The following is a 13,339-nucleotide window of genomic DNA, read 5'->3' as shown; positions in this document are numbered from 1 at the left end:
AAATAAATAAATGGAGGAATGAAAATGACGGTGAAATTAGAAAAATTTGTACGTATCTATTCTGTTGATACTTCTGCTTTTTACAATGATGAAGAGTATAAAATACATAAAGAACTTTTGAAATCATATCGACATAGAGATATTTTGAAAAGAAAACTTTCTGATAAAAAGTATGAGAAAAACAAAGAAAGATATAAATACTATCAAAAATACATAAGCCAACGTATTGCAAGATTAAAAGATAAATTGTATAAATCATTCGCTGAAAACAAATCTATCCGCCATCTTAGAAAAGACGCACTCAAAGAAAACAAAGTAATCGGGCTATTTGAATCTGTACTGACAAGAACATTAGGAATCAAAGAAAACGAACTATCTGAAGACATTATAGTTGTACAAGTGTATTACTTCCAAGTCTTAGAAGACATCATCAAAAATGGATTCGTACATAATGGTGAAAAATACATATATTTCAGTAGCTCCGCAGGTCAGATTCGAACGAAAAAAGCAGTATTTATTCGTGAGTCATTGTGGGAGAAACATAAAAATTCGCTCACTTGCGGTTTGAGTGTTGAGGAAATTAATCAAAAAGGCGGAGTTAACATCAACAAATACCAAGCATACTTAGCTTTAACAAATAGTGCCACTGAAGTATGGAAAGATTTTAATATTCATAAAGCAATTGTTGTAGATGATTTAGAAACAAATGTACATAGTTTATTCGATTATATTGACCGAGATACATATGAAATCACAAGAAAAGAAATGGATATTTCTATTGAGCATACAGACGGTTGTGGGATGATATTACCTAAGAAAAGTAAAAAGTCATTCATGGTCAGATTGCCGTGGATTAAGGGGTTGCTAGTCCCTTTTCCTTTCGATAAATTTGCTAAAGAATATAATTCATTCGTTGTGAAAGATATTTACGGTAAAGAATGGGATATTATTAAAGATGATATACATATCATTTTCACTAAATCACAGTTTAAAATGTGGAAGTATTATGATAGTTGGCAAGAATACAAGGATAAATTTATTAAATACAATTGCCAAGCAGCAAAATTAAATGAAGAGGATACATCGGGTGAAGCAAAATTAAATTATCAGATGTTACAGACACTTACAGATATTTCTGATGAAGAGTTAAAAAAGATTGCAGAAAGTACGGTTCAGGATATTCTAAATGTGGGTAGCGATAAAGAAACAATGTTGAGAGTGTTGGGAGCGACAAAAGAGAACAAAAAGAAAAATTGGTTTCAACAGGCGTTATTAATTTACCCTGAGTTGTTGAATGATCCACATTCAAGACAAGTTATTAAAGATAAAAAGAGAAAGTTAGTTAAAGAAGCTAGAGCTGGAAAACTGAATGTGAATGGCAAATACACTTTTCTATGCCCAGACCTATATGCGTTCTGTGAGAAGCTGTTTTTAGAGGAAGAAAATCCAAAAGGCTTACTTGCTAATGGAGAAGTTTATTGTAGATTATTTGAGAATGGCAAAGTCGATGTGTTGCGCTCCCCTCACCTTTACCGTGAACATGCTATTAGAACAAATGTAATTGATGATGAAAAGAAAAAATGGTTTATTACTGAAGGTATTTATACAAGTATTCATGATCCGATTAGCAAAATGCTTCAATTTGACAATGATGGTGATAAAGCTCTTGTGATTCAAGATGAGACATTAATCAAAGTAGCAGAAAGGAATATGCAAGGTATCGTTCCTTTGTATTATGAAATGGCTAAAGCAGGTGCGGAAGAAATTAATCCAGAGAATATTTATAAAAGTTTAATCTTAGCTTATAAAGCAAACATTGGAGTAATCAGTAATGATATCACTAAGATTTGGAATAGTGAAAAGGTGGATTTAGATGCAATCAAGTGGCTAACAATGTACAACAATTTTGTGATTGATTATGCGAAAACGTTATTTATGCCTGAGCCACCTGAAGATATAAGACAGACATTGAAATCTTATGCAAAGAGCAAAATGCCACATTTCTTCAAATACGTAAAAGAAGAAACTAAAAAAATTCAAACAATGAAGGACAGAAAAAAAAGAACAATCACGATAAAGAAGAAAAAAGAAGTTGAGCCGATTAACAATAGTACAGTGAACAGATTGCATGAAATTATACCAGATAAGAGAATTAATTTTACAAAAATTGAAGGTAAGTTTGATTTCAAAATGCTGATGAAGAACAAAAGAGTGAAATTAGATGATGAGATAATTAGCAAGTATGAAGAATTAGACGGAAACAAAAAGCAATTCATGAATGATCAAGAAGAATACAAACCGCATAAAACGCCATACATATATGAACGTATCAGAGAAGAATTATTAAAAGTTAACGGTGACGAGCAATATGTGACAGATGTGTTAGTGAAGTATTTGTATGCAGAGAAAGATAGTCCGTTTAAGACAACGCTTTGGTCAAGTTTTGGTGACATAATAATTCAAAATATGTTACGAAATTTAAAGAATACTAAACAATGTGAAATGTGTGGTGAACGGATTGAGCGTAAGAAGAAGAAAAAGTATTGCGAAAAGTGTGCTACAAAACGTGAACGCGAAAGAGTGAAACGATTAAGACAGAAACAGAAAAAAGATGAACGAAAATAAAATTGCAAAAAAAATATTATTTTTCAATAGTTTTTGTTAATTTGTGCAAAGGTAAATAATTAATTATACCCTAAATTCCTTAGAGTAGCAAGGGATTTAGGGTTATTTTTTATAAATTTCGTTAACAGTCTTTAAGGGAGACGAGCAGGTTATAAAACTTAACTTGTTTGTCTTGTTTCAACTTTTTGCTTTGCAATTACTGTATCTACACAAAGTTTAATTATTTCTTGATAAGCTTTTGCTATTTCAATATCAGAAGCATCAGCAGTGTCATAAAATTCCTCCTATATTTTTATAATTATATTTGTTGACAGTCGGAGCGTTCGGCTGTCTTATTTTTTAGTTATAAATTATAACTTTATATACAGGTAGGTGAGAGGTGATGAACAAAATCAAAAAAGTACGAATCCTTCTTGGTATGACACAAAAAGATGTAGCAAAACAGATCGGAGTCACACAAGCAATGTATTCAATGATTGAAAACGGAAAACGGAAGCCAAGTAAAAAGACGGCTACAAAGATTGAAGATTTGTTCGGAGTATCATTGTTTTTCGTAGATTGAATACACGCTGACATCTTGTTAGTGTGTACACACTTATTGTCGATAAGTGACAGACCGCATCGCTAGTGAAATGCTAGTGCCTTGTTGTTGCTCGGTCGTAAAAGATAAGCGCAACATATTAATATCTTTAAATCATTATTCACTTTACACCCTTTCTAAAGGCAGGATTCGTTTCCTGCCTCATCTTTTTTTTAACGGAGTGATTGAATGAAATTTGAACGCAAGAAGAAGAAAAAGACATTCGAACAATTACTTCGAGAGTATCTAAAGCAACATGATGAAAAACAACAACAAATTAATAAACGAAAGGAGAAAAAGAAATGAGAGATTATAAACGGTTGGAACAAAAACAAGTAACTGAAATGAATGGACAAGAAATTGAAGAATTGATGTTTCATGCTTGTCGTGGAGCGAGTGATCAACTCTTTTACGGACTGGCAAAACGTTTTTTACTTCAAATGGAAGATGAAATTCGAGCCATTCATGAGCGATTAGAGTACTTAGAACGATTGATTAAGATGTTGATTGAGTCGAAAAATGAAGCATGGAAACCAAACGCGAAAGAAGCTATTGCAAATATAAACAAAGATGCTTTGAAACAGTCTCTTGAAGAAGCGATGAAGGTAAATACATTGCGTACTTTTCCGATGCCAAAAATTGAAGTGCCAGAGTTCAAGAAAGGAGCAGACGAGAAATGATCGTTGCTCCTGCCGAACATCATGTTTTTCTTGTCAATGGTGAATATGTTTTGCGATGTGATGAAAGTGATGTACCGTTTGGAGATGATTTTTATCATTTTGTAGCAAAGAAAATGATCGAAGACGGGGAAATTCGAATCGAATGGGAAAAGGTGATGTGATGATTAATATTGAGGAAGTTATTTATCACAATGAAGGCGTAACTGTTCATTTTACATATAAAGGCGATGATATTGAATTTGATGGACATATTAGGCTAAGTCCTAAAGAATACAAAACAAGTGGCAATGGTGAGGATTTGGATTATTTAGTTAAGTGTGTGTTGGCAAGGGAATTGCATCATTTAGTGAATGGATATTGAGGGACTTGGAGGGATAAGATGAAAAATTTTCGTATTGAACGAATTGAGTTCTTTAGTGATGAAATGAAGAAGGAAAAAGGATTGGATGGTGCTTTTGGTATTGCAGGGACATTTGAACAGGATGGCAAAAAGAAATATTTTGCGATGCAGTTGGGTGAAAACTGTTTTGAAATGAGCATTAAAGAATTGATGGAGATTGCAAGGCAAGAATGTGAATGGGTGAGTATGAATGAGATTGCATGATGAAAGAGAAGAGCAGATTGCTTATATTAAAGATGGCGAAATTGTGGAAGTTTCTAAAAATGCGTCATTGGTTATAGTTAAAGATAATTTTGATGAGGAATGTATTAAAAAGATGATGAACGAAGGAGTAATAATGATTCCTGAAGATACAGAAGTAAAGTGGATTAGTGAGGATGAGTTAGGTGGTTAATTTTTTTGTTTATATAAGTACATGATTATATATTTATATATTGTGATGGTTGGTGAATGTTAAGGAGTGAATATATGCCACACAAATTTGCTGAGTGTGAATGCTGTCAGACAAAATTTAAAGCAAAGAAAATGATGAAAAAGGACATTGTTGGTTTTTATAAAGGTGATCCTGTTTATCATCATTATTATGAATGTGTTAGATGTAAATATAAACATACTGTGAAGATTGATACTCCATCTGTGAATATATGGACTGATCGAATGTTCATGTTGAAGTGGTATATGAGAATACATAGAAATGATGAAAGGAAATATGAAGAGTTGGCGAGGGAATATGAGGTAGTGAGAGGGGAAGTTGAGAAAGTGATTGAAGATGTGAAGAAGGTTGTTGGGATTGAGTAGTTAGTGAAAAATGAGTGCAAACCTAAAGACAAATGTAGACATGTTAAAGGGGGTGAAAAATATGCTCACAGAAAAACAAATGCAAGCTATCCGTTTGTACTTTGAGGGTAAAATGACTGTTCAGCAAATTTGCGATACTGTCGGTTACAAGCATAGATCGTCTATTTATGAATTGTTGCAGAAGCCAGAAGCTCAAGAATACATACAAAAACTTTCTGAAGAGGGAGTACGTGAAGCCCTTCAAATTATGCAAATTAACTCAAAAAAATTGGCTAAAGAGTTGCTTCGTATTGCTGAAGGTGACGTAAAGAATCGTCATCTTGTCTATGCTCAATTGCAAGCGCTCAATAGCTTGCTCGAAAAGGCTGGACTATCTGCAAAAAATACAGTTGTTATTGAGAACAAGAAGAACAATGATGATCAAGATTACAATGAGTTATTGGATATGTTGAAGAAAGAAGAAGGCAGCAAAGAGGAATGAGTTAAAAATTTTTTAATCAATTTGTATCATTTGACTACACCCTATTGATACATTTTTGAGATATTGATATAATAGGCTTAACGATGTATCAAATACATGTATCAAAAATAGGAGGGTGTAGTCGTATGAAATATGGATATGCAAGGGTATCATCATCTGGTCAAAATTTAGAAGCGCAATTGAAACAATTGAAAGAGTTTGGTTGCGAAAAGATATTTAAAGAAAAAGTAAGTGGACGTAAAAAGGATAATCGTGAAGAGTTTAAGAAGTTATTGGAAACAGTTAAAGAAGGCGATGTGATTGTGGTAACTAAACTAGATCGCTTTGCCAGAAGTACAAAAGATGCTTTGAATACAATAGAGTATCTTAATTCAAAAAGTGTCGGACTTGTCATCTTAAACATGGGCGGTGACAGAGTAGATACAACGACGGCAATTGGAAAACTGATGGTGACAGTCTTGGCTGGTATCGCAGAATTTGAAGCAGATATGATACGTGAAAGACAGCTTGAAGGTATTGTATTAGCAAAGCAAAGAGGCGTTTACAAAGGCAGACCAAAGACGTACGGTGAAAAGCACAAAGGTTTAGAACATGCTTTAGAACTGTTTAGAAATCGTCATGAAAATAAATTAACAGTGAATGAGATAGCAGAGATCACGAAAATAAGTCGAGCAACGATATATCGTGAAGCAAAACGATTAAATATTGATTAAGACGGTCAACAATTGACGGTCTTTTTTCTTTTGCTTTTGTTTAAGGGGTATCCTTCTTATTTTGGCTGAAAATCCCCGACAGCAAGTATCACAAATTTTTTTACCAAATTTTTAACCCTTTTTAAGACAGGAGGTGACAAAATGGACTCTCAACAAAAGCAACTCATGCTCCAATATCTCAAACGTCACTTCACAGATGAGCAAATTCAAGAATTACTCATCAAATACAAAGGCAAATATACAGGTCAAAACGGTTTGCGAAAAAAACTTGCTCAACTTGATAAGGAGTATTTCGGGAAAGCCTATTTTCCTAAATATTTCAGTCGTGAATCTCCTGCTTTTCACGCTGAAATTGAAGAACATTTACAAAAAATGCTCGATGATGAAATAAAAAATCTTTGTGTGGTTGCTCCTCGTGGGCATTCGAAATCTACGCTCGGAAGCTTCAAAATCCCATTATATTGCTTATTGTTTCGTTTGAAGCCATTCATTCTTCTTATTAGTGCAAATGAAGCAATGGCAAAGGAATTTTTGAAATCTATCCGTATCGAATTAGAAACAAATGAAGCCATTCTTGAAGACTTTGGCGATCTCAAAGGCGATACATGGAATACGGAGTGTTTAATCCTTACCAATGATACATGTATCATGGCTAAAGGTGCTGATTCTAGTTTACGTGGTATCAAATATAAAAACCTCCGTCCAACGCTTATCATTTCAGATGACATCATGAAGGACTCAAATGTTGCATCTGAATCCAAACTCGATCAATTGAAAAAATGGTACTATGAATCATTGGCAAACACAGGTGATACATATACATCTTTTCTGTTCATCGGTACTCGAATGACAGAGGATGACTTACTTGCGGATATCATGAACAATCCCACATACACAACTTTATTCTATCAAGCTGTTATTTCTTGGTCAGAACGAGAAGACCTTTGGAATGAATGGGAAGAAATCGTCACAGACCTATCGAATCCATTCAGATTGTCGGCTGCTGAAACATTCTTCGAGAAGCACAAAGACGAGATGTTGCGTGGAACTCAAGTGCTTTGGGAAGCTAAAAATGATTATTACGATCTCATGTTAAAGAGAATTGAAATTGGTGATGATGCCTTTTCTAAAGAACTTCAAAACGAGCCAAAATCATCGAAAGATAGAGTATTTCAAGAACTCATTTATTTTATACCTTCCGAACTTGATACATCGAAACTTGAAGAAATTGTAATGACAATTGACCCATCACTTGCTAAATCAAACCGTTCGGACTTTTCCGCGATTACGATTCTCGGAAAAGATTCTGACGGTTATTTTTATGTGCTTGAAGGTGATTGTAGACGATTGAAACCAGATGTGTTGATTGATGTTGTCATTGAAAAACTGTCAAAATATCCTGTTTCACGTATCGGTATTGAAACGGTAAACTTTCAAGCATTGTTAAAGCAACAGCTTGAGAAAAAACTGATTCAAAACGGCTATTACATCGAAATTGTTGAAATTAATTCACGTTCAAACAAACATTCACGTATCATGTCACTTCAGCCGATGATCGCTAATGGGTATATAAAATTCAATCCGAATTCGAAAGTATACAATCAACAAATTCTCGACTATTCGTCAACAGCAAAACACGATGATGCGCCAGACTCTTTAGAAATGGCTGTCACGTTGATTCAGAAAATGAGACGTATTCAGTCATTGGATCGAAGATTATTAGGAATATAGAAAGAAGGTGAAAAGGTGTTAACTTCGGAACAAATTAGAGATGCAATAAAGAAACATCGTCTTGAATTGCCTCGATACGAAAAGCTATATCGCTATTATACAGGCAAAAACGATATTCTGAATCGTACTTTGCCAGATCCGCTCAAGCCAAACAACAAAATTGCAACATCATATTGTAGCTTGATTGTAGATACAGTTGTCGGCTATTTCGCAAGCAAACCAGTAAGTTATTTATCTCGTTCAAACAATGAAAAGTATCTCGATGACTTGCACGAGATCTTTCTTATTAACGATGAAGAGGATACAAATGCGGAAATCGTGAAAGATTTTACGATTTTTGGTAAATGTTACGAACTTACATATATTGATCCGCAAGGAAATATCCGTTTCAAACAATATTCACCGATCGAGATGTATGTTGAAAAAGATTCACAAGACAATATCCTTTTCGGTATTCGATACTGGAAAGAAAAACAAGGCGATACGGATGTCATGAAAGTGGAAGCGTACGATGCGGAAGGATTTCACTATTTCACATCGTTTGACGGTGGTGAAACGTTTGTATTAGATCAATCCATTCCTCACTATTTCGGTGAAGTGCCAGTAACTATTTATAAAAATAACGATGAGGAAATTGGGGATTTTGAAAAACAAATTCCTTTGATCGATGCCATTGATAAGATTCTTTCAGATAGCGCAAATGAATTGGAAAGTTTCTCCAACGCGTATCTATTGATTAAGGGATATCAGGGTACGCAACCAGAAGATGTGCAAGCCATGCGTCAAAATGGTGTGCTTTTGCTTGATCAGCAGGGAGATGCTGAATGGCTTATTAAAAATATTAACAATCAATTCCAACAGAATTTCTTTGAAACAATCGATAATTTGATACATATTCAAACAGCGACACCGAAACTTACGACAGAAGAATTTAGCAGTAACCTTTCCGGTATTGCCATTGGCTTCAAGTTGTTCGGTCTTGAATCCAAGTGTTCAGTCAAAGAGCGAAAAATGGAAAAAGCGTTGCGTAAACGTATTCGATTGATTACAAGCATTTTAAATCTAAAAGGTGCGAACTACAACTATACAGATATTCAATTGCAATTTAGTCGCAACATTCCGCAAAACGATATGGAGATTACGCAACAAATTGTTCAGCTTGCAAATATGGTTGACCTTGAAACACGTCTTTCGTGGCATCCGAAAATTCAAAATCCGAAGCAGGTTATTGAAAAACTGAAGAAAGAACAAGATGTGATGGATCTCGATACAATAGGTGACAACGATGAATGAAAAAGAATTTCTCAAGATGGTCGATGAATTATTCAATATATCCGACAAAGAGCATCGTGAAGTATTAAAACTGTATCGGAAACATCGTGACAATGTTAAGCAATTGATTGCTGAATTATTCATGAAATATGGACAAGACGGCAAAGTGAACGTTTCCGACATTCCGAAAATTGAGAGGCAAATACAAGAAGAAATAAGAAACATCGCTGTTTCTGAAGTAGCAATAGTCACATCTATTCTTGCGACTGTATTTGCGCTTGCGTATTATCGGACAGCTTACGAGATTGAGAAAAGTATTGGTGTTGCCATTTCTTTTTCGTTGTTGCGAAAAGAAGTGATTGATGAGATTGTCAATTTTAATTGGAGTGGTATTCCATTTTCACAACGCATTTGGGATAACACAAATGCACTTGTAAATGCTTTGCGTACAGAACTTTATCTTGGTATTCAGCAAGGAGAAAGCATTGACAAAATTGCAAAGAGGATTGATAAACAATTCAATTCAAAAGCATATCAATCTCAACGCCTCATCCGTACAGAATCGGCTCGCGTGATTTCGTCAGCGCAAGAGAAGATTTATAAAGAAAGCGGTGTAGTGAAATATCTCATGTACACAGCAACGCTTGATAATCGTACATCAGATATATGTCGTAGTAGAGATGGGAAGAAATGGAGTATTGATGATCCGAATCGTCCAATGATTCCTGCACATCCGAATTGTCGCTCGTGTTGGATTCCTGCAATTGAAGGATACGAGCCAACGCGAAGAAAGGATAATGAAACGAAACAAGTAATTGAATACAAGACATATAATGAATGGGCAAAGAGTAAAGGAATTCAGTCACCTTAATGGTGGCTTTTTTCTTTGACCTGTCATATGTCGTTAAACTGGGCAAAAAAATCAAAATACTGCACTTCTAGGACTATACAGTGTTAGAAGGGCAACAGGAGGTAAATACATATGAATTTAGAAGATGTTAAGGAATTTTTTGAGCAAAACAAAGACAATGAAGAAGTAAAAGCATATCTTCAGGACTTACGTTCAGTAAGTGTTGAAGAGGTGCAAAAAATGCTTGTTGAAAATGATGAGTTGAAGAAATTCTTCGATTCTGAAAAGGATAAGCATTTCTCAAAAGGTTTGGAAACGTGGAAACAAAAAACACTTCCGAAACTCATTGAGGAAGAAATTTCTAAACGTTTCCCAGAAGCAGACCCGAAAGATGTGAAATTAAAAGAATTGGAAGCAAAAATTCAACAAATGGAACAAGAAAAGTTGCGTGAATCGCTCAAAAATAAAGCACTCACGCTTGCTACTGAAAAGAAACTTCCGATTCAGTTAATTGATTTCTTAATCGGTCAAGATGAAGAAACTACACTTCAAAACCTTTCTACATTTGAAGAAGTGTGGACTTCTCATTTGCAAACACTTGTTGATGAAAAATTAAGAGTGACAGGTGTTCAACCGAAAGATTCAAATGTAAGAACTCAAACATTTACCCGTGAACAAATTCAAAGTATGAGTACAGAAGAGATTCAGAAAAATTGGGATTTAATTAGAGATCAATTGAAAAATTTATAACGTTTATTAAGTCACCGTATCCGGTGACTTTTTTACATATCTAAAAAAATTAAAAAATTATAAAGGAGAGATGTTTAAATGTCAGTAGTTTCTTTTATTCCTCAAATTTGGGAGGCGCGCCTTCTTTCAAACTTCCATTCTCGTTCTGTAGCAGATGTGATTAGTACAAAACCTACTGAGGTACGAGGAAATACGGTGAAATTCAATCGCATTGGTGCGGTACAGGTAAAAGATTACGCAGGTTCGGTTACTTTCGATGACGTGAATACTACACCAATTGATCTCGTTTTAAATCAGAAAAAATATTTTGCGATCAAATTGAATGATGTTGATAAGGTTCAAGCAGCAGGTGACGTTCTTGACGCGTATACAGCAGATGCAAGCGCAAGTGTTCAAGAAGTTATTGATTCTTATGTGTTGTCATTGTATACAGAAGCACAGCATGCAATTGGCAATGATACGACTCCTATTGCACTCGACAAAACGAATGTATATGACTACATTGTTGACTTGGGTACAAAACTTTCGCAAGCGAAAGTGCCGATGGCAAATCGTTTCGTCATCGTAAATGCTCAAGTGTTAGGCTTGTTGAGCAAGGACGCACGATTCACAGCGAATCCGACTGTACTTGAAAATGGCGTTGTTGAGAATCAAAAAATTAACGGTATGCAAGTTGTTGTATCTGAAAACATTGCAAATGTAAGCGGCAAATACAAAATTCTTGCCGTTCATCAGTCAGCCGTTGGATACGAAAAACAAATCGAAAATATCGAAGCTATTCGCCTTGAATCAGACTTTGCGGATGCCGTACGGGGTTTGTTTGTGTATGGAGCTACTGTACTCCGTCCAGAAGCGATGGCAGTGCTTACAGCGACTATTGCTTAATATTTAATTTTTCAACGGGCAGGGCTTTCCCTGCTCATTTTTTTTTGAAATGAGGTGATGAGTTTTGTTATTTCGTAATAAGAAAACTGGTCTAGTATGGGAAATTGTAGACGAAGATCATATTAAACGATTACAAAATGATGATGGTTATGAAGAAGTCAAAGAAGAAAAAGAACAAAAAGAGCAACCAAAACCAACTCCTAAAAAATCCCCGACTAAAAAGGGGTGAATTAGATGGCTTCTTTAGAAAATGTAAAAACATTGTTGGGTATTTCTGATACTTCTCAAGATACTTTGATCAATTTATATCTAACTCGTGCAACATCGTTCGTTAAAAACTATTGCAACATCGAAGAAATACCTATCGAACTCGATGAGGTAATTGAAGATATCGCCGTTTATCGCTACAGAATGAAGGGTGTAGAAAACGTGAAAGCAGAATCGAAAGGTTCGCTTTCGGAAACGTATCGTGATTCGTTGCCCGATGATATCATCGCTCAATTGAACCAATATCGAAAGGTGAAGTTTGTATGAGACTAACAAAAAAAGTGTATTTTCTTGAAGAAGATGGAGAAGTGTTAGTCGGATATAACATTTTCAATGAGCCGATATATGAAAAGACGTACAAAAAAGCTTCTATTGAATGTGAAATTGAGCCGTATAGTTCTAAACTTGCTGAAAACACATACGGAATTATTGCAGACGTACAATATCGACTATTTATGAAGCCCGATGAACGATTGAAAATGGGCGAAAAAATCGAATATCAAAACGAAAACTATACGATTACAGGTATCATGAAATACGACAAACATTTCGAAGTGCTCATGAAAAAAGGTGGGTGATGATTCATGAGTCGTTTTCAAGAAGAAATCCAGAAAATGCGCGAAAGACGTGAGAAAACAATTAAAGAAATTGCTATTTTTGTTGAAGCCGAAGCAAAACTTCGCGCTCCTGTCAAAACAGGACATTTGCGAAGATCTATTTCGCATGAAACAGAAAACAGTGAAACACAATCAAAAGCGTATATCGGCACAAATGTTGAATACGCTCCGTATGTCGAATTTGGCGTGGCGAGTAAGAATATCAAACCGCAGCCATATTTGCGCCCTGCAATTGAGGAAAACAAGGATAAAATCAAAGAAATTATCGAGAAGGGAATGAATGTTCAATGACGATTTCACAAATCATTCATTACCTTCTTGTGTCTGATGAACAATTAGTTTCACTTGTTGGCTATACACCAAAAAATAAGCGCATTTCTGCAATGATTCCCAATAATCGTGAAGATTACCCTTATATTGTATTCGAAACTTTTACATATGAAGCAGGAGAAGTCGATACATACAGATGCGATATTCGCATTGTCTCAAAAAATGTAGTTGAGATGGAGAAAATCGCTAAAAGATTGATTGATTTATTACATTTTCGTGCGGCAGATAAGCCATTTAGCGTGAATAATACAACCATTTATCATGCAAAGCATGTTGGTGGTGGTGTTTTGTTTGTTGACGATTTAAACGTATATGAACAATTACTGATTTTCCATGTAAAAGTAAAGGAGATGATTTAAT

Annotated in this window: 20 protein-coding genes; all 20 read left to right on the top strand. The window is 34.9% G+C overall.

Annotated elements, in window-relative coordinates; genetic code table 11:
• Positions 1-24 precede the first annotated feature (24 nt).
• The 20 genes from K1I44_RS01465 to K1I44_RS01370 all read left to right on the top strand — a co-directional run bounded on the left by K1I44_RS01465 (position 25) and on the right by K1I44_RS01370 (position 13,338).
• Positions 25-2,625, top strand: a complete 2,601-nt coding sequence (locus K1I44_RS01465) for a hypothetical protein (protein ID WP_255573148.1) — start codon at positions 25-27, stop codon at positions 2,623-2,625.
• A gap of 382 nt (positions 2,626-3,007) precedes the next feature.
• Positions 3,008-3,187 (top strand): helix-turn-helix transcriptional regulator, encoded by a 180-nt coding sequence (locus K1I44_RS01460; protein WP_219985055.1) that lies wholly within the window; start codon positions 3,008-3,010, stop codon positions 3,185-3,187.
• A gap of 320 nt (positions 3,188-3,507) precedes the next feature.
• A complete protein-coding gene (locus K1I44_RS01455) occupies positions 3,508-3,885 on the top strand; it encodes a hypothetical protein (RefSeq protein WP_219985054.1) in 378 nt (125 codons plus the stop codon).
• The gene (locus K1I44_RS01450) at positions 3,882-4,046 is read left to right on the top strand and encodes a hypothetical protein (protein WP_219985053.1); all 165 of its coding nucleotides are present in this window, start codon (positions 3,882-3,884) and stop codon (positions 4,044-4,046) included. The genes K1I44_RS01455 and K1I44_RS01450 overlap by 4 nt, the downstream gene beginning before the upstream one ends.
• Positions 4,046-4,246 carry a hypothetical protein gene (locus K1I44_RS01445; RefSeq protein WP_219985052.1) on the top strand — a complete coding sequence of 67 codons (201 nt, stop codon included), beginning with the start codon at positions 4,046-4,048 and terminating at the stop codon, positions 4,244-4,246. Before K1I44_RS01450 ends, K1I44_RS01445 begins: the two co-directional genes overlap by 1 nt.
• Positions 4,247-4,264: 18 nt before the next feature.
• Positions 4,265-4,489 carry a hypothetical protein gene (locus K1I44_RS01440; RefSeq protein ID WP_219985051.1) on the top strand — a complete coding sequence of 75 codons (225 nt, stop codon included), beginning with the start codon at positions 4,265-4,267 and terminating at the stop codon, positions 4,487-4,489.
• Positions 4,476-4,679 carry a hypothetical protein gene (locus K1I44_RS01435; protein WP_219985050.1) on the top strand — a complete coding sequence of 68 codons (204 nt, stop codon included), beginning with the start codon at positions 4,476-4,478 and terminating at the stop codon, positions 4,677-4,679. The genes K1I44_RS01440 and K1I44_RS01435 overlap by 14 nt, the downstream gene beginning before the upstream one ends.
• A 74-nt stretch (positions 4,680-4,753) precedes the next feature.
• Positions 4,754-5,083 (top strand): hypothetical protein, encoded by a 330-nt coding sequence (locus K1I44_RS01430; protein ID WP_219985049.1) that lies wholly within the window; start codon positions 4,754-4,756, stop codon positions 5,081-5,083.
• A gap of 61 nt (positions 5,084-5,144) precedes the next feature.
• A complete protein-coding gene (locus K1I44_RS01425; protein ID WP_219985048.1) occupies positions 5,145-5,564 on the top strand; it encodes a hypothetical protein in 420 nt (139 codons plus the stop codon).
• Between the two features lie 125 nt (positions 5,565-5,689).
• A complete protein-coding gene (locus K1I44_RS01420; protein WP_219985047.1) occupies positions 5,690-6,277 on the top strand; it encodes a recombinase family protein in 588 nt (195 codons plus the stop codon).
• Between the two features lie 141 nt (positions 6,278-6,418).
• Positions 6,419-8,008 carry a phage terminase large subunit gene (gene terL / locus K1I44_RS01415; RefSeq protein WP_219985046.1) on the top strand — a complete coding sequence of 530 codons (1,590 nt, stop codon included), beginning with the start codon at positions 6,419-6,421 and terminating at the stop codon, positions 8,006-8,008.
• A 15-nt stretch (positions 8,009-8,023) separates the two neighbouring features.
• Positions 8,024-9,301, top strand: coding sequence for a phage portal protein (locus tag K1I44_RS01410; RefSeq protein WP_219985045.1), 1,278 nt, complete (start codon positions 8,024-8,026; stop codon positions 9,299-9,301).
• Positions 9,294-10,151: a minor capsid protein gene (locus K1I44_RS01405; RefSeq protein ID WP_219985044.1), complete on the top strand. Its 858-nt coding sequence runs from the start codon at positions 9,294-9,296 to the stop codon at positions 10,149-10,151. Before K1I44_RS01410 ends, K1I44_RS01405 begins: the two co-directional genes overlap by 8 nt.
• 111 nt (positions 10,152-10,262) lie before the next feature.
• Complete coding sequence (locus K1I44_RS01400; RefSeq protein ID WP_219985043.1) at positions 10,263-10,880, top strand: DUF4355 domain-containing protein; 618 nt, start codon at positions 10,263-10,265, stop codon at positions 10,878-10,880.
• Between the two features lie 78 nt (positions 10,881-10,958).
• On the top strand, positions 10,959-11,765 hold the full coding sequence (locus K1I44_RS01395) for a phage major capsid protein (protein ID WP_219985042.1): 807 nt from the start codon (positions 10,959-10,961) through the stop codon (positions 11,763-11,765).
• A 64-nt stretch (positions 11,766-11,829) separates the two neighbouring features.
• Positions 11,830-11,994, top strand: coding sequence for a hypothetical protein (locus K1I44_RS01390; protein ID WP_219985041.1), 165 nt, complete (start codon positions 11,830-11,832; stop codon positions 11,992-11,994).
• Positions 11,995-11,999: 5 nt separating this feature from the next.
• Positions 12,000-12,299, top strand: coding sequence for a head-tail connector protein (locus tag K1I44_RS01385; RefSeq protein WP_219985040.1), 300 nt, complete (start codon positions 12,000-12,002; stop codon positions 12,297-12,299).
• Positions 12,296-12,610 carry a hypothetical protein gene (locus K1I44_RS01380; protein WP_219985039.1) on the top strand — a complete coding sequence of 105 codons (315 nt, stop codon included), beginning with the start codon at positions 12,296-12,298 and terminating at the stop codon, positions 12,608-12,610. The genes K1I44_RS01385 and K1I44_RS01380 overlap by 4 nt, the downstream gene beginning before the upstream one ends.
• A 6-nt stretch (positions 12,611-12,616) precedes the next feature.
• Positions 12,617-12,940 carry an HK97-gp10 family putative phage morphogenesis protein gene (locus K1I44_RS01375; protein WP_219985038.1) on the top strand — a complete coding sequence of 108 codons (324 nt, stop codon included), beginning with the start codon at positions 12,617-12,619 and terminating at the stop codon, positions 12,938-12,940.
• A complete protein-coding gene (locus tag K1I44_RS01370; RefSeq protein WP_219985037.1) occupies positions 12,937-13,338 on the top strand; it encodes a hypothetical protein in 402 nt (133 codons plus the stop codon). Before K1I44_RS01375 ends, K1I44_RS01370 begins: the two co-directional genes overlap by 4 nt.
• Position 13,339 lies beyond the last annotated feature (1 nt).

It is taken from the genome of Anoxybacillus sp. ST4, from assembly GCF_019448545.1.
Taxonomy (GTDB): Bacteria; Bacillota; Bacilli; order Bacillales; family Anoxybacillaceae; genus Anoxybacillus; species Anoxybacillus pushchinoensis.
This window is presented reverse-complemented; position numbering and strand designations above follow the sequence as displayed.

Coding starts and splice junctions, on each gene's coding strand:
- K1I44_RS01465 (WP_255573148.1), top strand. CDS start 25: ATGACGGTGAAATTAGAAAAATTTGTACGTATCTATTCTGTTGATACT.
- K1I44_RS01460 (WP_219985055.1), top strand. CDS start 3,008: ATGAACAAAATCAAAAAAGTACGAATCCTTCTTGGTATGACACAAAAA.
- K1I44_RS01455 (WP_219985054.1), top strand. CDS start 3,508: ATGAGAGATTATAAACGGTTGGAACAAAAACAAGTAACTGAAATGAAT.
- K1I44_RS01450 (WP_219985053.1), top strand. CDS start 3,882: ATGATCGTTGCTCCTGCCGAACATCATGTTTTTCTTGTCAATGGTGAA.
- K1I44_RS01445 (WP_219985052.1), top strand. CDS start 4,046: ATGATTAATATTGAGGAAGTTATTTATCACAATGAAGGCGTAACTGTT.
- K1I44_RS01440 (WP_219985051.1), top strand. CDS start 4,265: ATGAAAAATTTTCGTATTGAACGAATTGAGTTCTTTAGTGATGAAATG.
- K1I44_RS01435 (WP_219985050.1), top strand. CDS start 4,476: ATGAGATTGCATGATGAAAGAGAAGAGCAGATTGCTTATATTAAAGAT.
- K1I44_RS01430 (WP_219985049.1), top strand. CDS start 4,754: ATGCCACACAAATTTGCTGAGTGTGAATGCTGTCAGACAAAATTTAAA.
- K1I44_RS01425 (WP_219985048.1), top strand. CDS start 5,145: ATGCTCACAGAAAAACAAATGCAAGCTATCCGTTTGTACTTTGAGGGT.
- K1I44_RS01420 (WP_219985047.1), top strand. CDS start 5,690: ATGAAATATGGATATGCAAGGGTATCATCATCTGGTCAAAATTTAGAA.
- terL (WP_219985046.1), top strand. CDS start 6,419: ATGGACTCTCAACAAAAGCAACTCATGCTCCAATATCTCAAACGTCAC.
- K1I44_RS01405 (WP_219985044.1), top strand. CDS start 9,294: ATGAATGAAAAAGAATTTCTCAAGATGGTCGATGAATTATTCAATATA.
- K1I44_RS01400 (WP_219985043.1), top strand. CDS start 10,263: ATGAATTTAGAAGATGTTAAGGAATTTTTTGAGCAAAACAAAGACAAT.
- K1I44_RS01395 (WP_219985042.1), top strand. CDS start 10,959: ATGTCAGTAGTTTCTTTTATTCCTCAAATTTGGGAGGCGCGCCTTCTT.
- K1I44_RS01385 (WP_219985040.1), top strand. CDS start 12,000: ATGGCTTCTTTAGAAAATGTAAAAACATTGTTGGGTATTTCTGATACT.
- K1I44_RS01380 (WP_219985039.1), top strand. CDS start 12,296: ATGAGACTAACAAAAAAAGTGTATTTTCTTGAAGAAGATGGAGAAGTG.
- K1I44_RS01375 (WP_219985038.1), top strand. CDS start 12,617: ATGAGTCGTTTTCAAGAAGAAATCCAGAAAATGCGCGAAAGACGTGAG.
- K1I44_RS01370 (WP_219985037.1), top strand. CDS start 12,937: ATGACGATTTCACAAATCATTCATTACCTTCTTGTGTCTGATGAACAA.